The sequence below is a fragment of the Amycolatopsis sp. 195334CR genome, assembly GCF_017309385.1.
Lineage (GTDB): Bacteria > Actinomycetota > Actinomycetes > Mycobacteriales > Pseudonocardiaceae > Amycolatopsis.
Genome location: NZ_JAFJMJ010000001.1, coordinates 3,419,701 through 3,438,554 on the forward strand (window position 1 = coordinate 3,419,701; position 18,854 = coordinate 3,438,554).

16 protein-coding genes are annotated in these 18,854 nt (G+C 72.4%); 10 read left to right on the forward strand and 6 right to left on the reverse strand.

The annotated features are described in order from the left end of the window. Positions 1-7: 7 nt before the first annotated feature. Positions 8-1,528: an MFS transporter gene (locus JYK18_RS16780; protein ID WP_374195023.1), complete on the reverse strand. Its 1,521-nt coding sequence runs from the start codon at positions 1,526-1,528 to the stop codon at positions 8-10. Continuing rightward, a complete protein-coding gene (locus tag JYK18_RS16785; protein WP_206802936.1) occupies positions 1,525-2,214 on the reverse strand; it encodes an LppX_LprAFG lipoprotein in 690 nt (229 codons plus the stop codon). Before JYK18_RS16785 ends, JYK18_RS16780 begins: the two co-directional genes overlap by 4 nt. A gap of 171 nt (positions 2,215-2,385) precedes the next feature. Between JYK18_RS16785 and JYK18_RS16790 the strand changes: the two genes are divergently transcribed. From JYK18_RS16790 to JYK18_RS16805, 4 genes are read left to right on the forward strand one after another with little or no spacing between them, the layout of a single operon-like run. Beyond that, on the forward strand, positions 2,386-3,615 hold the full coding sequence (locus JYK18_RS16790) for an MFS transporter (RefSeq protein ID WP_206802937.1): 1,230 nt from the start codon (positions 2,386-2,388) through the stop codon (positions 3,613-3,615). 57 nt (positions 3,616-3,672) lie between these two features. Next, positions 3,673-5,832, forward strand: coding sequence for an ATP-binding domain-containing protein (locus JYK18_RS16795; protein WP_206802938.1), 2,160 nt, complete (start codon positions 3,673-3,675; stop codon positions 5,830-5,832). Between the two features lie 39 nt (positions 5,833-5,871). Continuing rightward, positions 5,872-6,330, forward strand: coding sequence for a hypothetical protein (locus JYK18_RS16800; protein WP_206802939.1), 459 nt, complete (start codon positions 5,872-5,874; stop codon positions 6,328-6,330). 20 nt (positions 6,331-6,350) lie between these two features. Then, positions 6,351-7,010, forward strand: coding sequence for an HAD family hydrolase (locus JYK18_RS16805; RefSeq protein WP_242579184.1), 660 nt, complete (start codon positions 6,351-6,353; stop codon positions 7,008-7,010). Here the strand turns inward: JYK18_RS16805 and JYK18_RS16810 are convergent. Further along, entirely contained in the window at positions 7,007-7,459 is a 453-nt protein-coding gene (locus JYK18_RS16810) for an NAD(P)H-dependent oxidoreductase (RefSeq protein WP_206802940.1), read from the reverse strand. The two genes, JYK18_RS16805 and JYK18_RS16810, sit on opposite strands and share 4 nt — an antisense overlap. A 45-nt stretch (positions 7,460-7,504) precedes the next feature. On the opposite strand from JYK18_RS16810, the gene JYK18_RS16815 reads away from it, so the two are divergent. Together JYK18_RS16815 and JYK18_RS16820 are read left to right on the forward strand one after the other, a co-directional pair. Continuing rightward, positions 7,505-7,780 (forward strand): DUF6412 domain-containing protein, encoded by a 276-nt coding sequence (locus JYK18_RS16815; protein ID WP_206802941.1) that lies wholly within the window; start codon positions 7,505-7,507, stop codon positions 7,778-7,780. Between the two features lie 72 nt (positions 7,781-7,852). Next, positions 7,853-8,554 carry a membrane protein insertase YidC gene (locus tag JYK18_RS16820; RefSeq protein ID WP_206802942.1) on the forward strand — a complete coding sequence of 234 codons (702 nt, stop codon included), beginning with the start codon at positions 7,853-7,855 and terminating at the stop codon, positions 8,552-8,554. Here the strand turns inward: JYK18_RS16820 and JYK18_RS16825 are convergent. After that, on the reverse strand, positions 8,532-10,172 hold the full coding sequence (locus JYK18_RS16825; protein WP_374195024.1) for a phospho-sugar mutase: 1,641 nt from the start codon (positions 10,170-10,172) through the stop codon (positions 8,532-8,534). The two genes, JYK18_RS16820 and JYK18_RS16825, sit on opposite strands and share 23 nt — an antisense overlap. Positions 10,173-10,227: 55 nt before the next feature. Between JYK18_RS16825 and JYK18_RS16830 the strand changes: the two genes are divergently transcribed. Then, positions 10,228-11,391, forward strand: coding sequence for a glycosyltransferase (locus JYK18_RS16830; RefSeq protein WP_206802943.1), 1,164 nt, complete (start codon positions 10,228-10,230; stop codon positions 11,389-11,391). Here JYK18_RS16830 and JYK18_RS16835 read toward each other — a convergent pair. Continuing rightward, complete coding sequence (locus tag JYK18_RS16835) at positions 11,378-12,166, reverse strand: purine-nucleoside phosphorylase (RefSeq protein WP_206802944.1); 789 nt, start codon at positions 12,164-12,166, stop codon at positions 11,378-11,380. The genes JYK18_RS16830 and JYK18_RS16835 overlap by 14 nt on opposite strands. A gap of 108 nt (positions 12,167-12,274) precedes the next feature. On the opposite strand from JYK18_RS16835, the gene JYK18_RS16840 reads away from it, so the two are divergent. After that, complete coding sequence (locus JYK18_RS16840; RefSeq protein ID WP_206802945.1) at positions 12,275-12,907, forward strand: GPP34 family phosphoprotein; 633 nt, start codon at positions 12,275-12,277, stop codon at positions 12,905-12,907. On the opposite strand, the gene JYK18_RS16845 is transcribed toward JYK18_RS16840, so the two are convergent. Beyond that, positions 12,904-14,688, reverse strand: coding sequence for a serine/threonine-protein kinase (locus tag JYK18_RS16845; RefSeq protein WP_206802946.1), 1,785 nt, complete (start codon positions 14,686-14,688; stop codon positions 12,904-12,906). The genes JYK18_RS16840 and JYK18_RS16845 overlap by 4 nt on opposite strands. Before the next feature lie 99 nt (positions 14,689-14,787). On the opposite strand from JYK18_RS16845, the gene JYK18_RS16850 reads away from it, so the two are divergent. Then, on the forward strand, positions 14,788-16,674 hold the full coding sequence (locus tag JYK18_RS16850) for a methylmalonyl-CoA mutase family protein (protein ID WP_206802947.1): 1,887 nt from the start codon (positions 14,788-14,790) through the stop codon (positions 16,672-16,674). Next, entirely contained in the window at positions 16,674-18,854 is a 2,181-nt protein-coding gene (gene scpA, locus JYK18_RS16855; RefSeq protein WP_206802948.1) for a methylmalonyl-CoA mutase, read from the forward strand. The genes JYK18_RS16850 and scpA overlap by 1 nt, the downstream gene beginning before the upstream one ends.

The following is an 18,854-nucleotide window of genomic DNA, read 5'->3' on the forward strand; positions in this document are numbered from 1 at the left end:
CCTTCGACTAGGTCAGCTGGTCGGCTCCAACTCTAGCTTTCGGCCCGATCAGCAGGGCCAGCAGCGCCCCGCCCGCGCAGAGGAACGCGGTGATCAAGAAGATCTCGCCGTACTGGTCGAGCAGGGCCTGCTTGAGCGCGGTGGTGTACCGGCTCAGCGCCACCTCGTACTCCTCCGGCGACGGGAACAGCACCTTGATCGGCGTGTCCAGGTCGGCGGTCAGCTCGTGGAACCGGTGCAGCCCCCACGCCGACAGCGCCGCCACGCCGACCAGCATGCCGGTCATCCGCGCCACCACCACGCCCGCCGACGCCACGCCGTGCTGTTCCGCCGGGGTCACCCGCAGCACCGCCGAGGACAGCGGCGCGATCACCAGCCCGAGCCCGAACCCGGTGACCACCAGGTCCACGTCGAGCCGGGGCAGGCCGAGCAGCACGCTGCGCGCGGCCAGCACGTCCAGCGGCCACGCCGAGACCAGCACGAACCCGCCCGCCGCGATCAGCAACCCGGCGAAGGCGACCCAGCGCTCACCGAGCCGCGAGGACACCATCCCGCCGACCACCGCGCCGACCGGCAGCGCGATCAGGAACCGCAGGAGCAGCAGCACGCTGCCGTGGTCGTCCCGGCCGAGCAGGGTCTGGGCGAACAGGTCCACGTCGACCAGCGTCACCATCAGCGCGGCACCCGCCGCGACCGACGCCCCGAGCGTGGCGAAGAACGGCCCCAGCCGCAGGCCGGTCGTGTCGATCAGCCGGACCTTCGCCCGCTTCTCCCAGAGCACGAAGGCCACCAGCACCACCAGCGCCGCGGCCAGCACCGGCCAGCCCCAGCTCGGCAGCACCTGCTCACGCGGGTTCGGGTTGTACAGCCCGACCACCAGCAGCGCGAGCGTGACCGCGAGCAGGCTCGCGCCGACCACGTCCGCCTTCGGCCGCGGGCCGTCCGGGCGCGGGCTCGACGGCAGCGAGAACCACACCGCGACCATCGCGAGCACGGCCAGCGGGACGTTCACCCAGAACACCCCGCGCCAGTCGGTCAGCGCGGACAACACGATGCCGTACACCGGGCCGAGCACGCTGCCCAGTTCCTGCGCGCCACCGACCACGCCGAGCACGGTGGCGCGACGGCGTTGCGCCCACAGGTCGGCGGCCAGCGCCATGGTCACCGGCAGCAGCGCGCCGCTGGCCACCCCCTGCACCACGCGCCCGACGACGAGCACCTCGAGGTTCCCGGCCAGCGCGGTGATCGCCGAACCGGCGAGGAAGCCGCCGAGGCAGAGCTGCAGCAGGGGTTTCCGGCCGAACCGGTCGGAGGCCTGCCCGAGCAGCGGCATCGCGGCGACGTACCCGAGCAGGTAACCGGTGACCACCGGGGTGACCTGCTCCAGCCGGTTCACCGGGATCCGCAGCTCGTCGATGATCTGGCGGAGCAGGCCGATCACCACGTAGGTGTCCAGCGCGCCGAGCAGCACGGCGAGCCCGCCGGCCGCGATCGCGCTCGCCCGGCCGCGGCGGGTGGTGGTGATCACGCCGGCGGGGTCACCGTGACGGGCTTGTCCACATCGGACAGCTTGACGTCGACCGTGGCGTTGTCCGGGAACTTCGCGGTGGCCTTGACCGGGAGCTTGGTGTCCTTGGCCAGCCAGAAGGTGAGGTCGGCGTCGGCCTGGATGCCGGGCAGCAGGCCGACGAGCACGTCCTTGCCGATCCGGCCGGAGACCTTCCAGGTGGCCGTGCCGTCGACGTCCTCTTCGGCCTCGGTCTTCGGGTTCTGCAGGCTGGAGACCAGCTTCGCGATGCCGCGCTGCGGGTCCAGGATGGCCGACGGGTCGTAGACCAGCGCCGCGGTCAGCGCCGGGATCTTCTGGAAGGTGCCGGTCGGGCCCTTGAGGTAGAAGTTGTCCTGCACCACCACGAACTCGGCCTCGATCAGCTGCCCGCCGACCTCGATCTTGCCGGTGCCCTTGGCCGCGCCGGACGGGCCGCCCTCCTTGGTCAGGTCGCCGTCGAGGCTCTGCACGCTCAGCCCGGTGATCGACCCGTTCACCTGGAGCGAGAAGTGCGTGCTCCGCACCGCCGAGGTGGCCGCGGTGGCCTCCTGGACAAGTTGTTCCGCTGGGGGGAAGGAACTGGTGTCCGGCTCGTCCGAGGAACAGCCGGTGGCGGCGGTGACGGCGAGCGCGAGCGCTCCGAGCAGGATCCGGCGCATGAACATGCGTGCATCGTAGGGCGGCGGGGGTGGCCGTGGAGCAGAGGTTGCCGCTTTCCGGTCCGTGAATTCCTGGTCTGAATCGAGCAATCCGTCGTGCTCTTCGTAATCGGGTGATTGCTGCGCGTGTCCGCGGAACTTAACATCAAGTCACTCCGTGTGCTGGAGGGAGTGGCCATGTCGGGAAAGGACCGCCGGTTGACCTGGCTGCTCTCCGCGAGTTCGGCGTCGAACCTGGGCGACGGCGTCGGCAAGGTGGCCTTCCCGCTGCTGGCGGCCACGCTGACCAGGGATCCGCTGCTGATCGCCGGCCTGTCGGCCACCCAGTTCCTGCCCTGGCTGCTGTTCGCGCTGCCGGTCGGCGCGCTGCTCGACCGGGTGGACCGGCGGCGCGCGATGGTGGCCGCGAACGCCGCCCGGGCCGTGCTGGTCGGGCTGCTCGCCGTGCTGGTGCTGAGCGGCGCGGTGTCCATCTGGGTGGTCTATGCCTTCGGCCTGCTGCTCGGTGTGGTGGAGACGGTCGCGGACAGCGCGGCGAACGTGCTGCTCCCGTCGGTGGCGGGCCGCGGTGGGCTGGAGAGCGCGAACAGCAAGCTGCAGGCGGTCGAGGTGGTCGGGCAGAACTTCCTCGGCGGACCACTCGGCGGGGTGGCGTTCGCGGTGTTCGCCGCGTTCCCGTTCCTGCTGAACTCGGCCGGGTTCGCGCTGGCCGCCGCCCTGCTGCTGGGCGTCACCGGCTCGTACCGGCCGGAGGCAGCCGAGCGCGGATCGGTGCGCGCCGAGATCGCCGGCGGGCTGGGGTGGCTGCGGCGCAACCCGTTCCTGACCCGGCTGGTGCTCATCGCCGGGGCGACCGCGCTGCTGGTGGAAATGCCGATGGCGCAACTGGTCCTCTACGGACTGGAGGACCTGCGGTTGTCCGAAGTGGTGTTCGGGGTGTTCGCATCGGGTGCGGGGGCGGGCGGCCTGCTCGGTGCGGCGGTGGCGCCGAGGCTGATCTCGCGGTTCGGCCGTCGGGGGGTGCTGCTGGGCGGGATGCTGGCAGTCGCCGTGCTGATCGGCGGCATGGGCTTGGTGGCGCATCCAGTGGTGGCCGGGGTGCTGTACGGGCTGTTCGGTGCCGCGGTGGTGGTGGTCAACGTGGTGCTCGCGACGCTGCGCCACCTGCTGGTGCCGAGTGAGTACCTCGGCCGGGTGATGGGGGCCTGGCGCACGGTGGTCTGGGGGGCGGTGCCGCTGGGCGCGTTGCTCGGCGGGCTGGCCTCGTCGCTGCTGGGCAGCGCGAGCGCGACGTTCGTGCTCTCGGGTGCGCTGCAGGTGGGGTTGGCGGTGGTGGCGGCCGTGGCGTTGCGGCGCCGGGCCGAGGAGTTCGCGGCGAAAGCGGAGCCGGTGCTGCACGACGGCTGAGGCCGCCGGAAAGAACAAGACTGTTTCTTGCCGGGTTCGCCGCGCATTCTCGTCGGCATGAGCAGTGGGGAACTCGCGGTCGAGCAGCGCTATCTGACCGAGCTCTACCGGCGGGTGGACGCCCTGCGCGCGGAGGCGGCCGAGGGGGAGGGCGAGTTCTGGCGCGGTGAACTGGCGCGCCTGGAGTCGGTGGAGGACGGGTTGTGCTTCGGGCGGCTGGACCTGACCGACGGCCGTCGTGTCTACATCGGACGCATCGGGTTGTTCGACGGGGACGAGCCGCTGCTGCTCGACTGGCGGGCCCCGGCGGCCAGGCCGTTCTACACTGCGACCGCGGTCGACGCGCAGGGCGTGCGGCGGCGGCGCCGGATCACCACGCGCGGGCGGACGGTGGTCGCACTGGACGACGAACTGCTCGACACCCCGGCCGGAGACGACGAACTGGTCGGCGAGGCGGCCCTGTTGTCCGCGCTGACCGCGGACCGCACCGGGCGGATGCGCGAGATCGTCACCACCCTGCAGGCGGAGCAGGACCGCATCGTGCGCGACGAGCACCTCGGCGTGCTGGTGGTGCAGGGCGGTCCCGGCACCGGGAAGACCGCCGTCGCCCTGCACCGGCTGGCGTACCTGCTCTACACCCGGCCGCACCTGCGGTCACGCGGCGTGCTGGTGATCGGTCCCAGCCGGGTCTTCCTCGACTACATCGGCCAGGTCCTGCCCGGTCTGGGCGAGCACACCGTGGTCACGGCGACGCTGCCGGACCTGTGGCGCGGTGGGGTCGAACGGGTCGAAGTCAACGTGGAGAAGGGCCGCGCGGAGATGGCCGAGCGGGTGGCCGCCGCGGTATGGGCGCGGATCCAGGAAGAGACCGTCGAATTCGAGTTCGAGCAGCAGGTGGTGCGGTTGGAACCGGCTACCTGGAAGCGAGTCGTGGCGACTGCCAAGGGGTTGCCGTACCGCCAGGCGCGGCTCGTCTTCGAGCGGGGAGTCGTGGTGCTGCTCGCGCGGGAGTTGGGCGACCGCATGGAGAGCGTCGTGCTCACCGAGGCGGGCGAGGCCATCGACGGGGGCGACGCCGACGGCAGCCTGAGCGCGGCCGACCTGCGGGCACTGGCGGCGGCGGGCGTGGTGGTCGATCCGGACGAGCCCCAGGGGCCGCGGCACGTACTGGACGACACCGACCGGGCCGGCCTGCGGGCCGCGTTGCTGGCCGACGCCGGGGTGCGGGAGGTGCTGGACCGGGTGTGGCCGCCGTTGACCGCGGAACAGGTGGTGGCCGGTCTGGTCGGCACCACCGCGTGGAGCACCGCGGACGTCCCGCTGCTGGACGAAGCCGCCGCGGTGCTCGGCGAGGGCGTGCCGACGTTCGGGCACGTGGTGGTCGACGAGGCGCAGGAACTGTCCGAAATGGACTGGCGGATGCTGGTGCGGCGGTGCCCGGCCAGGTCGATGACGATCGTCGGTGACCTGGCGCAGACCGGGAGCGCGGCGGGCGCGTCCGGGAGTGCGGCGGGCGCGTCCGGGAGTGCGGCGGGCGCGTCCGGGAGTGCGGCCGGCGCGACTGGCTGGGCGGCGGGCGCGACCGGCTGGGCGGAGGTGCTGCGGCCGCACGTGGCCGACCGGTGGCGACTGGCCCAGCTCACCGTCAACTACCGCACGCCCGCGGAGATCATGGCCGCCACCGAGGAGCTGTTCGCCGCGCACCACCCGGGGCTGCGGCCGCCCCGGTCGGTGCGCTCGACGGGCGAACAACCGTGGCGGCTGGGGACCACCGCCGCCGAACTGGCCGACGTCGTCGCCCGCCTGGTCGCGGCCCACCAGGAGGGCAGATGGCCGGTGTGCGCACCGCCAGCGCACCAGGAGGAAGGCCCGGCGGTGATCGCACAGCCGGGCCACCACGCGGGCAACCTGGCGGTGATCGCACCGCCCGTGCACCGCGAGAGGCTCGCGGAGGTGTTGCCGGTCGCGGGGCCGCCCGAGCTCACCGAACCGGTCGTCCTGCTCACGCCCGGCGAGGCCAAGGGCCTGGAGTTCGACGCGGTGCTGATCGTCGACCCGGCGGCGATCCTGGCCGCCGGGCCGTTGGGGCACAACGATCTCTACGTCGCGATGACGCGGGCCACGCGGCGCCTCGGTGTGGTGCACCCCGGCCCGTGCCCGGCCGTGCTGGCCGGGCTCGCCGCCTCCCCCGGTGGAGGGAATGCATTCCCGCCTTGAGGGGAGGCGGTTGCGCCGTCCGCCGGACAGCCTGGACGGATGAAAAGAGCACTGATCACCTTGCTGGGCGCCACCGCCCTCGCACTGTCCACTGTGGGCACAGCGGCCGCCGCGACGGGCGGCTCGGTGCTGGGCGGCGCCGAGATCGAACTCACCGACCCCTACTCGGTCTTCGAGTTCTCCGTGCACGCCTCCGGCGACGGCCGCGCCGGTCAGGGCGTGGTCTGGCTGGCGCACCGCGACGACCAGCGGATCGGCTGGATGGTCGCCAGGGTCGACTGCGTCCGCGTGACGGGCTCGCTGGGCGTGGTGACCGGGGTGGTCAGCGACGCGCAGGACTTCGCCGTGGCCGCTCCGGGCGACCCCATCGCGCTGACCGTGCGGGACGGCGCGAAGGACAGCATCAGCTTCGCGTCCAGGGAAGAAGCGCGGAAGTGCGGCCGCTCGCCCGCGCCCGCGCACGAGATCACCCGGGGCGACTTCCGCGTTCTTCGCTGACGGGCTGGTACTCCTGGAACATGACCGAACTGCGGGCAGTCGTGTTCGACTGGCGAGGCACCCTGGTGACCGGGCTCGGCGGCAAGGAGTGGGTGGCGGAGGCGCTGCGGCGACTCGGCCGGGACGCCTCTCCGGACCGGGTCGGCGCGGTGTGGGAGCTGATCGCGGAAGCCGCCGGGGACCCGGACCGGCTGGACGCCCCGGGGGTGGACAGCGACCGGGACCGGCACCGGGCGGTGTACTACGACGTCTTCGCCGACGCGGGCGTCGACGCGAACCTGGCCGACGCGCTCTACGCCGTGGAGTCGGACGCGTCGCACAACCGGTTCGCCGTGGACGTGGAACCGACCTTGCGCGCGATCGCCGCGAAGGCGCGCAAGATCGGCGTGCTCAGCGACATCCACTTCGATCTGCGCCCGGCCTTCCGGGCGGCCGGGCTCTCGGACTTCGTCGACCTGTTCGTGCTGTCCTACGAGCACGGGGTGCAGAAACCCGATCCGGCGATCTTCCACGTGGCGCTGGACGGGCTCGGCACCCGCGCGGAGGAGACGCTGATGGTCGGCGACCGGCCGGTGCAGGACGGCGCGGCGGTGGCGGTCGGCATGCCGGTCCTGCTGGTGCCGCAGCTCGGTGACGTCGCCGAGCGCCGGCTCGGCCTGGTCCGGACCCTGCTGGGTTAGGGCATCAGCGTCGCGGCGACCGTGGCGCCGAGTTCCCAGCAGGCGGCGAGGTCGTCCTTGCTGGGTTCACCGGTGACGGTGACCGCGGCGGCGGCCGACGCCCAGCCGAGGCCGGTGGTGATCGACTCGATGCCGCGGACGGTGCCGGAGACGTCGCTGCCGCCGTGCACGTAGTACCCGAACGGGCGTCCCTTGGTCGTGTCCAGGCACGGGTAGTACACCGTGTCGAAGAAGTGCTTGAGCGCGCCGCTCATGTAGCCGAGGTTCGCCGGGGTGCCGAGCAGGTAGCCGTCCGCGGCGAGCACGTCGGCGGCGGTCGTGGCCAGCGCGGCCCGCCGGACCACGTCCACGCCGTCGATCTCCGGGTCGGTGGCGCCCGAGACGGCGGCCTCGAACATCGCCTGCATGCCCGGCGACGGCGTGTGGTGGACGATCAGCAAGGTGGCCACCCCGCCATCCTCGGCTACGCTGGTGCTGACGCGAAAGGGGGAGTCATGCTCACGCTGCTCTTCCCGGCACTGGTGGCCACGGCCGCCGACCTGCTCGGCAACCCCGCCGCGCTGCTCGCGCTCGCCCTCGGCCTGATGCTGGTCATCGCCGTGCACCAGGTGCACGGTTCGGACCTCGACCTGTGGGCGCTGCCCGCCCGCGGTCGGGCCAGCGCGTTGACCGAATGCGCCCGTCAGGCCGCTTTCCTGCGCCTGCGCGATCCCCGCGCACCCGGCAGGCGGCAACCCCGCGCACCTTCCGCGGCCCTCCTGGCCGCTTAGTCCACCTCACGCAGCGGCCACTCCCGGTCCGTTTTCTCGCCATCCGAACCCCGGAAAGAGTGCTGCGCAAAAATGTTCGAATTCCTCGACGTGCCGGTTTCCGGCGCGCTCTTCCTCGTCGACCGCTTCGCCGGATTCATCGACCCCGTCACCGCGCCGATCAGCGTGGCGGCGACCATCGTGGTGTTCACCGCCGCCGTCCGCCTGCTGCTCCTGCCGTTGAGCCGGGCCGCGGTGCGCGGGGAGAAGGCCCGCGCCAAGCTCCTGCCCGAACTCAAGAAGCTCCAGGAGAAGCACAAGAACGACCCCGAGAAACTGCGCGCGGCCGCGGCCGATCTGCAACGCGAATCCGGCACCTCGTTCTTCGCCGGGTGCCTGCCCTCGCTCGCGCAGATCCCGTTCTTCATGGTGATGTACCGCCTGTTCGCCTTCCCCACGGTCGGCGGGGCACCGAACCCGCTGCTCGACGACACGCTGTTCGGCACCCCGCTGGGCGCGCACTTCGGCAGCGCGGCCGGGCCGGTGTTCTTCGGCCTGTTCGCGCTGCTCGCCGTGGTCGCCTGGGTCTCCTCGCGCTGGCAGGCGAAGCTCATGGCAGGTAACCCGGCGCCCGGCGGCGCGCTGCTGCGGCTCCTGCCGTTCGGCACGCTGCTGGTGGCCGCGTTCGTGCCGCTGGCCGCCGGGCTCTACCTGCTCACGACCACCACGTGGACGCTGGTAGAACGGGCCGTGCTCCGGCGTGAACCCGGGCTCACGACCCCAGTAGCGGGCTGAGGTCCGCGCGCAGGGCGGCCAGTCGTTCGGCCGCCCCGCGCCGGGCGTCCGCCAGCGAATCGGCGTCCGGTACCGGCTCGGAGACCTCCAGGTACGCCTTCAACTTCGGTTCCGTGCCCGACGGGCGCACCACCACCCGAAGGCCGTCGGCACGCAACCGCAGCACGTCGGCCTCGGGCAGCAAGTCCTCTGTGGACACCGCGAGCCCGGCCAGTTCGGTGGGCGGGGTGGCGCGCAGCTGGGCCATCACCGCGCCGATCCGGCTCAGGTCCGTCACCCGCACCGAGATCTGGTCGGTCAGGTACACCCCGTGCCGCACCGCCAGCTCGTCCAACGAGTCCACAAGGGACTTACCGGCCGCCTTCAGCGTGGCGGCCAGGTCACAGGCGAGCGTGGCGGCGGCGATGCCGTCCTTGTCGCGCACGAAATCCGGGTTCACGCACAGGCCGAGCGCCTCTTCGTAGGCGAAGACCAGGCCGTCCCCGGCGCGCGCCAGCCATTTGAAGCCGGTGAAGGTCTCCTTGTACCGGGCGCCGTGGGCCTTCGCGATCTCCGCCAGCATCGACGAGGACACGATCGTGGTGGCCACCAGCGGATCCGGCGTGGACACCGTGTCCAGCACGTGCGAACCGAGCAGCACACCCGTTTCGTCACCCCGCAGCATCCGCCACGAGCCGTCGCGGTCCCGCACGCCGAGTGCGCACCGGTCGGCGTCCGGGTCGAGCGCGATGGCGAGGTCGGCGTCCTTCTCCTCGGCGAGCGCGAGCAGGAGGTCCGTCGCGCCCGGTTCCTCCGGATTGGGGAAGGAAACCGTCGGGAAGTCCGGATCGGGCGTCGCCTGCTCGACGACGAGGTGCACATCGGTGAAACCGGCGCGGTTCAACGCGGCTTCGAGCGGCGCGGCGCCGACGCCGTGCAACGCGGTGGCGGCCACCCGCAGTTCGCGCGCGGTGCCGCGCGGCAGTTCGGCGACCTTGCCGAGGTACTCGTCCAGCACCTCGTCGCCGAACACCCGGAACCCCGGCGTGCGCGGCACGGAAACCGCGCCGGGCGCGGCCGCGATCGCCGCTTCGATGCGGGCGTCGGACGGCGGCACGATCTGCGTGGCGGTGCTGTCGTAGAGCTTGTACCCGTTGTCCGCCGGGGGATTGTGCGACGCGGTGATCTGGATCCCGGCCACCGCGGCGAACCGCTTCACCGCGAACGCCAGCACCGGCGTCGGCAACGGCCCCGGCAGCATCCGCACGTCGAACCCGGCCGCGGTGAGCACCTCGGCCGCGGCGGTCGCGAACGCCTCCGAGCCGTGCCGCGCGTCCCGGCCGATCACCACCGTGCCGCCGTCACGACCGTCCTCGACCAGCCAGCGCGCCACCCCGGCGGTGGTCCGGACGACCACCGCGCTGTTCATCCCGTTGGGCCCCGCCCGCACCGGCCCGCGCAGGCCGGCGGTGCCGAATTCGAGCGGCCCGGCCATCCGGTCCTCGAGTTCGGCGAGTGCTTCGGCTTCGCCGCCCATCGCCCGCGCCAGCACGGTTTGCAGTTCCGTGCGGGCGTCCGCGTCGACGTCGTCGGCGATCCAGCGGAATGCGCGGTCGCGCAGTTCGGGAGTCAGCTTCACGGAGTTCACCCTACGGCCGTGGCGACCGGCCACGGGAATGGCTACGCTCGATGCAGTGCGAATTATTTTCTCGAGCCTGGACGCATTCGGGCATTTCTACCCTTTGCTCCCGCTCGCGACGGCCGCCGGGGAAGCCGGGCACGAAGTCGCTTTCGCCACGGGGGAGCAGTTCCACCCGACCCTGACCGAACTCGGCATCGAACCGCTGACCGCGGGCAAGAGCATGCGCGAGGTGATCGCCGAAGCCAGCGGCGATCCGAACCACGATCCGCGGCACACCAGGGAACACGCCAGTCCCGAGGAACTGGAGCGGCTGATCGCACGGGCGTTCGGGCGGGTGCTGCCGAGGGTGTGGGTCGAGCACCTCGCTCCCATTCTGGCCGAGCGTGAACCCGATCTGGTGGTGCAGGAGGTCGGGGCCGCCGGGGCCGCCTTCGCCGCCCTGCTCGCCGGGGTCCCGGTGATCGGGCACGGCTTCGGCCGGGTCAGCACCGACGACAGCACCACCCGCGCGATCGCCCGCGAGCAGCACGAGTTCGCCCGCGAACTGGGCCTCGACCTGCCCGAGGACTTCGCGCACGGCCTGCCGTTCGTCGACATCGCGCCGCGGTCGCTGCAGGACAAGACCTTTCTCGCCACAGCGAACCGGATCGAGCTGCGCCCGGTGCCGTTCGCGACGCCGGGCCCGCTGCCCGCGCTCGCCCGGGCCGACCGGCCGCGCCCGCTGGTCTACCTGACCCTGGGCACCGCGTTCGGCGCGGCCGAACTGCTGCGCGAGGCCATCGACGGGCTCGCCCCGCTCGACGCCGACGTGCTGGTCGCCGCCGGGCCGACGGTCGACCTCGCCTCGCTCGGCGAACTGCCGCCGAACGTGGTCGTCGAATCGTGGGTGCCGCAGGCGGACCTGCTGCCGTTCACCGATCTGGTGGTGCACCACGGCGGCAGCGGCACCACGCTGGGCGCGCTGGCCGCCGGTGTGCCGCAGCTCGTGCTGCCCCAGGGCGCCGACCAGTTCACCAACGCCGCGGCCGTGCTCGAAGCCGGGGCGGGGGACCGGCTGCTGGCGGGTCAGCTCGGCGAGCTCACCGCGCGGGCGCGGGCGCTGCTGTCCGATGTGGACGTCCGGACCGCCGCGCGGGCCTTCGCCGGGGAGATCGCGGCGATGCCGTCCCCGGCCGAGGTCGCGCGGCGGTTGCCGGAGTACGTCAAGCGCGGGTGACCAGCTCGCGGAGCAGGGCGCCCATGCGCTCGGCCGCGGCCTGCCCGGCTTCGAGCACTTCCTGGTGGTTGAGCGGCGCCCCGGTGATGCCGGCGGCGAGATTGGTCACCAGGGAGAGGCCGAACACCTCGAGCCCGGCCGCGCGGGCGGCGATCGCCTCCAGCACGGTGGACATGCCGACCAGGTCCGCGCCCATGGTGCGCAGCATGCGGATCTCGGCCGGGGTCTCGAAGTGCGGCCCGGGGAAGCCCGCGTAGACGCCCTCCTCCAGGCTCGGGTCGATCTCCTTGGCGATCGCCCGCAGCCGGGCGGCATACAGATCGGTCAGGTCGACGAAGTTCGCGCCGACGATCGGGGAGCGGGCGAGCAGGTTGATGTGGTCGGAGATGAGCACCGGCTGGCCGACCTCGAAGCCCTGGCGGAGCCCGCCGGCGGCGTTGGTCAGCAGTACCGTGCGCGCCCCCGCGGCGGCGGCGGTGCGCACGTTGTGCACCACCGGTTCGACGCCCTTGCCCTCGTAGAGGTGGGTGCGGCCGAGCAGGATCAGCGCGCGCTTGTCGCCGACCTGCACCGAGCGGGCGGTGCCGCCGTGGCCGACCGCGCTGGGCGCGATGAAACCGGGGAGCTCGCCGAGCGGGATCTCCGCTTCGGCGGTGCCGATGACGTCGGCGGCCGGGCGCCAGCCCGAGCCCAGCACGACCGCGATGTCGTGCTTCTCGACTCCGGTGCGCGCGGCGATCGCCGAGGCAGCCGCCGCAGCTTGTTCTTGACTCATGGAGCCGGAGCCTAGTCGGCCACGCGCTGTGTCGCGGGTCACGCGGCGCCGGAGTTGAGTGTGCCGTCGCGGCCGGGTGTCTGCTGGTGCCAGCCGAGAGGAGACACCATGAACCCGACCTTGCCGCAACGGCTCTACCTGCTCGTTTTCCGCCCGGAGGAGAACAAGCTCGACTCCGCCAGCGCGCTGGTCCGCGGTCAGCTGGTGCGAGCCGGGGCGGTGGCCGAGCTGAGGCTGACCGGGCTGCTCCACGACCACGGCGGCAAGGCCGTGCCGAACCCCGCCACCCCGCCGCCGCGCGATCCCTTCCTGGCCGAGGTGTTCCACGACGCGCCGCGGACCTGGTTCAACCTGGTGGACCGCAACTGGCACAAGGCCGAACGCACCGTGCGGGACCAGCTCGAAGCGGCGGGCGCGGTCACCGTCGGCAAGGGCCGGGCGCTGGGGCTCTTCCCGACCCGCGAGCCCAGCCTCGCCGAGCCGCGGCGGGTGGGGGCGCTGCGGGAGCAGGTGCGCAACGCGGTGCTGCTCGGCCACGACCCGGCCGGTGTCCCGGTGGCGGACGCGGTCATGGCCGTGCTCACCGCCGACTGCGACGTCCGCAGTGTGTTCACGCCCAAGGAACGCCGGGCGCACAAGCCCGCGCTCACCGCGTTGCGGAACCACGTCGACGCCGTGCTGCCGGGCTTGCGCAAGGCGACCGAGCTCTCGATAGCCGCCCGTCGAGCAGGCGCGGCCTAGTCCGCCGGGTCGAAGGTGGGCTGGATGCGGTCGAACAGCTCCCGGCGGCCCGAGTCCTCCTGCTCGGTGGGCACGGTGACGCGCACCGACCACAGGCTGGTGCCCCGGCGGAAGACGTGCGCGAAGGTGGTCCGGCCCATGCTGCCCGCGGTGGGCGCCTCCTCCCGCGTGCGGTAGGTCAGCATCAGGTCGTCCGAGATGCCCTGAGTGGGGGTGTACTCGTTGAGCCGGAACGCGCCGAGGGGCCAGCCGGTCTGCAGGCTGGCCACGTAGTCGTCGATCTTGCTCGTGGTGAAGAAGTTCGCGAAGCGCTCCACGCTCAGCGTCTGCCGCCCGTCGACCGAGACGTACTGCACCAGCGTGCTCGGCGGCAGCGGTTTCGCCGCGCGCTGGGTGACGAACGGGGTCCAGTCGCGCGGCACGTCCACCGAGAACAGGCCGCCGGTGGTGCCCTTGAGATTGGTGGCGTCACCGTTGCGCGTGACCAGCTCGGCCAGCGGTGGCGCGGGCACGCTGGGCGCGGACGCCGGGACGGGCGGGGTCAGCGGCTGCGCGGCCATCAGCCTGGTCATGGTGAAGCCCCCGGCGGCGGCCGCGAGGAAGATGAGGACCGCGGCGATGGTCAGCGCGGTCCCGGCCAGCGCGCTGCGGCCCGGCCGTTCCTCGGCCACCGCGACCGGGGCCGCGGTGGCGGCGGGAGCGGGTGCGGGTGCTGGGCTGGGGGTCGCCGCGGGAGCGGCCGAGCCGTCCACGGCGAACGGCAGCGGACCGGGGTCGGCGGCCAGTGCCGGACCGTCGTCGGCCGAAGCCGCCGCCGAAGCCGCCGCCGACGGTGGTGCGATCGGCTGCGGCGCGATGACCTGGGTGTCCCCGCCATCCAGCTGGTCGGGGTCACGCGGCTTGACCGGCGTGGCGAACAGCGCGGCCTCGAACAACCGGTCGCGCGGGGTGGTCAGCAGCGGGTGCAGCCGCCGCCGGACCTCGGCCAGCGAGAGCCGCTTCTTCGGCTCCTTCGCCATCAGCCCGCGGATGATCGGCTCCAGCGGACCGGGCTTCGGCTTGGGCACCTTGCCGTGCACGACCTCGGTGACCGTCTGCAGCGGATCACCGTTCACGTCGTAGGGCGGACGGCCTTCGAGCACCGCGAACAGGGTCGCGCCGAGGCCCCACAGGTCGGCGGCGTGGGTGACCTCGCCGCCGGAGGCCACCTCCGGCGCGATGTAGGCGGGTGAACCCAGCATCATCCCGGTGCTGGTCATGGTCGCCTCGGAGACGTTGCGCGCGATGCCGAAGTCGGTCAGCTTGATCCGGCCGTCCTCGGCGAGCAGCACGTTGCCGGGTTTGACGTCGCGGTGCGTGATGCCCGCCGCGTGCGCGGCCTCCAGCGCGGCGGCCACCGCGTCGGCGATCGCGGCCGCCTGCTCGGTGGTGAACGCGCCGTGGTCCCGCATGAGCGTGGCGAGGCTGTGCGAGGGCAGCAGCTCCATCACCACGAACGGCTCGCCGTTCTCCCTGGCCACGTCGTGCAGGATGATCACGTTCGGGTGGGACAGCACGGCGATCGCCCTGGCCTCCCGCAGGGTCCGCTCGCGCAGCTCGTCGGCCTGCGTGACCTGCACACCCGGCGGCAGGCGGACCTCCTTCACCGCGACCGGGCGGTGCAGGAACTCGTCGTAAGCCGCCCAGACGGTGCCCATCGAGCCTGAGCCGAGCACGGACCGCAACCGGTACCGCCCGGCGACCACACGTGACTCTTCGGCTGAGGCAGACACAGCGCACATTCTGTCGGATCACCCGTCCGGGCGGCCTGTCGGACACCCCGTGCGGACGGGACGAGTGTCACAGGTAGGGGTTGTTCACGGGCCCTAACATCAATGGGTATGACGAACGTGGGTGAGAAAGCCGGGTCAGCGCCGACCCCGGTGGACCCCGAGGAGCCGGGCAGGCTGGCCCTCGCCGCCGAGTTCCCCGCCGCCGACCAGGAGAAATGGCGTGACCTGGTGGCCGGGGTGCTGCGCAAGTCCGGTGCGCTGGAAGAGGACTTCGACGGGCTCCCGGAGAGCCTGCTGAACACCCGCACCTACGACGGCTTCGACATCCGCCCCCTCTACACCGCCGAGGACGCCGCGCCCGCCGCCGGCTTCCCCGGCCTGCCGCCGTTCGTGCGCGGCGGGGTGCCGGAAGGCCGCGTCGCCACCGGCTGGGACCTGCGGCAACGGCATTCCGGCACGGATCCGGCGGCGGCCAACAAGGCCATGCTCGCCGACCTCGAAGGCGGGGTCAGCTCGCTCTGGCTGCGCGCGGGCACCGGCGGCATCCCGGTCGGCTCGCTGGCCGACGCGCTGAACGGGGTCTACGTCGAGCTGGCGCCGGTGGTGCTGGACGCGGGCGCGGAGTACGAGGCCGCCGCCGAGGCGCTGCTGGAGGTCTTCCGCGAGCGCGAGATCCCGGCGAGCGCGGTGACCGGCGGGCTCGGTGCCGACCCGATCGGCCTGCGGGCGCGCACCGGTGAAGCCCACGACGTCCGGCCCGCCGCCGAACTCGCCGCGCGGCTCAACGGCCAGTACCCCAAGTTGTCCGCGCTGGTGGTCGACGGCCTGCCGGTCCACGAAGCCGGTGGTTCGGACTCGCAGGAGCTGGGCGCGGCGGTCGCCGCGGGCGTGGCGTACCTGCGTGCGCTCACCGAGGCCGGGCTGAGCGTGGACGACGCGGCGGCCCAGCTGGAGTTCCGGCTCGCCGCCAGCGCCGACCAGTTCCTCACCATCGCCAAGCTGCGGGCCGCGCGGAAGCTGTGGGCCAGGGTCACCGAGGTCTCCGGGGCCGGGGTCGCCGCGCGCGGCATGCGCCAGCACGCGGTCACCTCGCCCGCCATGTTCACCCAGCGCGACCCGTGGGTGAACATGCTGCGCGGCACGGTCGCCTGCTTCGGTGCCGCGGTCGGGGGTGCCGACGCGATCACCGTGCTGCCGTTCGACGCGGCCATCGGCGAACCGGACGCCTTCGCCAGGCGGATCGCCCGCAACACCAGCGTCATCCTGCACGAGGAGTCGCGGCTGGGCGGTGTGATCGACCCGGCGGGCGGCTCCTGGTACGTGGAGAACCTGACCGCCGAACTGGCCAGGGCGGCCTGGGCGGAGTTCACCGCGATCGAGGAGGCGGGCGGCATCGAGTCCGCTTTGGACTCCGGTTTCCTCGGTGAGCGCCTGGCCTCGACGTGGGCGGCGCGCTCGAAGCGGATCGCCCGGCGCAAGGACGCCATCACCGGGGTCAGCGAGTTCCCGAACCTGACCGAGAAGCCGGTGGCCCGACCCGAGTCCACTGTGGAGCCTTCGGGTGGGCTGCCGCGGATCCGGTACGCCGAGGCGTTCGAGCGGCTGCGCGACCGGTCCGACGCGCAGGCCGAGCGCCCCCGGGTCTTCCTCGCCACGCTGGGCCCGATCGCCGCGCACACCGCGCGGGCGAGCTTCGCGGCGAACCTGTTCGCGGCGGGCGGCATCGAGTCGGTCAACGGCGGCGCCACCTCGTCCACCGAGGACGTGGTCAAGGGCTTCACCGAGAGCGGCGCGCGGATCGCCTGCGTCTGCGGGACCGACAGCCAGTACGCCGAGCAGGCGGCCGAAGTGGCCGCCGCGCTGAAGGCGGCCGGTGCGCAGCGAGTTCTGCTGGCCGGACGCGGGGAACACCCCGAAGTGGACGAGAACCTCTACGCCGGTTGCGACGCGCTCGCGGTGCTGACCGGCACCCTCGCCGAGCTGGGAGTCGAGTGATGACCATCCCGAACTTCGCCGGTGTCCCGCTGGAGGACGGCGAACCGACCGCCACCCAGGCCGACTGGGCGCAGGCGCTGCAGGACCGCACCGGCAAGGGCCCGGACGCGCTCGCCTGGGAGACCCCGGAGGGCATCGGCGTCAAGCCGGTCTACACCGCCGACGATCTGTCCGATGTGGACTTCCTGGGCACCTATCCCGGGATCGCGCCGTACCTGCGCGGGCCGTACCCGACGATGTACGTGAACCAGCCGTGGACGGTCCGGCAGTACGCCGGGTTCTCCACCGCCGAGGAGTCCAACGCCTTCTACCGGCGCAACCTGGCCGCCGGGCAGAAGGGTCTCTCGGTCGCCTTCGACCTGGCCACGCACCGCGGTTACGACTCCGACCACCCGCGCGTGTCCGGTGACGTCGGCATGGCAGGCGTGGCGATCGACTCGATCTACGACATGCGCCAGCTCTTCGACGGCATCCCGCTGGACAAGATGAGCGTGTCGATGACGATGAACGGCGCCGTGCTGCCGGTGCTGGCGCTGTACGTGGTGGCCGCCGAGGAGCAGGGCGTGCCGCCGGAGAAGCTGGCGGGGACCATCCAGAACGACATCCTCAAGGAGTTCATGGTCCGCAACACCTACATCTACCCGCCTCAGCCGTCGATGCGGATCATCTCCGACATCTTCGGCTTCACCTCGCAGCACATGCCGCGGTACAACTCGATCTCCATCTCCGGCTACCACATGCAGGAGGCCGGGGCGACCGCCGACCTGGAACTGGCCTACACCCTGGCCGACGGGGTGGAGTACATCCGCGCGGGCGTGGACGCCGGGCTGGACGTGGACAAGTTCGCGCCGCGCCTGTCGTTCTTCTGGGCGATCGGGATGAACTTCTTCATGGAGGTCGCGAAGCTGCGCGCGGCGCGGTTGCTGTGGGCGAAGCTGGTCAAGCAGTTCGAGCCGAAGTCGCAGAAGTCCTTGTCCCTGCGCACGCACTCGCAGACCTCGGGCTGGTCGCTGACCGCGCAGGACGTCTACAACAACGTGGCGCGCACCTGCGTCGAGGCGATGGCGGCCACGCAGGGGCACACGCAGTCGTTGCACACCAACGCCCTCGACGAGGCGCTCGCGCTGCCGACGGACTTCTCCGCCCGCATCGCCCGCAACACCCAGCTGATGCTGCAACAGGAATCCGGCACCACGCGGGTGATCGACCCGTGGGGCGGCAGCGCGTTCGTCGAGCGGCTGACCTACGACCTGGCGCGCAAGGCGTGGGCGCACATCGACGAGGTCGAGTCCGCGGGCGGCATGGCGCGGGCGATCGACGCGGGCATCCCGAAGCTGCGCATCGAAGAGGCGGCCGCGCGCACGCAGGCACGGATCGACTCCGGCCGTCAGCCGGTGATCGGGGTCAACAAGTTCCAGGTCGCCGAGGACGAGCAGATCGACGTGCTCAAAGTGGACAATGCCGGGGTTCGCGCGCAGCAGCTGGAAAAGCTGCGGCGACTGCGTGAAGAGCGCGATGAAGAGTCCACTCAGGACGCTCTGCGGCGGCTGACCGCCGGGGCCGAGGCGGGCGGGAACCTGCTCGCGCTGGCCATCGACGCCGCCCGCGCGAAGGCCACCGTCGGCGAGATCTCCGATGCGCTGGAACGCATCTGGGGGCGCCACTCCGGCCAGATCCGTACCATTTCCGGGGTGTACCGGGAGGAAGTCGGCAAGTCCGGGAAGGCGCCGAACGTGGAGAAGGCACGCGAAGAGGTCGAGGCCTTCGCCGAGGCGGAGGGCAGGCGGCCGCGCATCCTGGTGGCGAAGATGGGCCAGGACGGGCACGACCGCGGCCAGAAGGTGATCGCCACCGCGTTCGCCGACATCGGCTTCGACGTCGACGTCGGCCCGCTGTTCTCCACCCCGGCCGAGGTCGCGCGGCAGGCGGTGGAGGCCGACGTGCACATCATCGGCGTCTCCTCGCTGGCCGCCGGGCACCTTTCGCTGGTGCCCGCGCTGCGGTCGGAACTGGCCGAGCTGGGTCGCGAGGACATCATCGTGGTGGTCGGCGGGGTGATCCCGCCGCAGGACTACGACGAACTGCGCGAGGCGGGCGCGGCGGCCATCTTCGGGCCCGGCACGGTGATCGCGGACGCGGCGCTGGACCTGCTCGAACAGCTCAACGCGCAGCACTCGTAG

Bases quoted from the DNA above. Each gene is read 5' to 3' on its own strand.
- JYK18_RS16785 (WP_206802936.1), bottom strand. From the start codon at position 2,214: ATGTTCATGCGCCGGATCCTGCTCGGAGCGCTCGCGCTCGCCGTCACC.
- JYK18_RS16790 (WP_206802937.1), top strand. From the start codon at position 2,386: ATGTCGGGAAAGGACCGCCGGTTGACCTGGCTGCTCTCCGCGAGTTCG.
- JYK18_RS16795 (WP_206802938.1), top strand. From the start codon at position 3,673: ATGAGCAGTGGGGAACTCGCGGTCGAGCAGCGCTATCTGACCGAGCTC.
- JYK18_RS16800 (WP_206802939.1), top strand. From the start codon at position 5,872: ATGAAAAGAGCACTGATCACCTTGCTGGGCGCCACCGCCCTCGCACTG.
- JYK18_RS16805 (WP_242579184.1), top strand. From the start codon at position 6,351: ATGACCGAACTGCGGGCAGTCGTGTTCGACTGGCGAGGCACCCTGGTG.
- JYK18_RS16815 (WP_206802941.1), top strand. From the start codon at position 7,505: ATGCTCACGCTGCTCTTCCCGGCACTGGTGGCCACGGCCGCCGACCTG.
- JYK18_RS16820 (WP_206802942.1), top strand. From the start codon at position 7,853: ATGTTCGAATTCCTCGACGTGCCGGTTTCCGGCGCGCTCTTCCTCGTC.
- JYK18_RS16835 (WP_206802944.1), bottom strand. From the start codon at position 12,166: ATGAGTCAAGAACAAGCTGCGGCGGCTGCCTCGGCGATCGCCGCGCGC.
- JYK18_RS16840 (WP_206802945.1), top strand. From the start codon at position 12,275: ATGAACCCGACCTTGCCGCAACGGCTCTACCTGCTCGTTTTCCGCCCG.
- JYK18_RS16845 (WP_206802946.1), bottom strand. From the start codon at position 14,688: ATGTGCGCTGTGTCTGCCTCAGCCGAAGAGTCACGTGTGGTCGCCGGG.
- JYK18_RS16850 (WP_206802947.1), top strand. From the start codon at position 14,788: ATGACGAACGTGGGTGAGAAAGCCGGGTCAGCGCCGACCCCGGTGGAC.
- scpA (WP_206802948.1), top strand. From the start codon at position 16,674: ATGACCATCCCGAACTTCGCCGGTGTCCCGCTGGAGGACGGCGAACCG.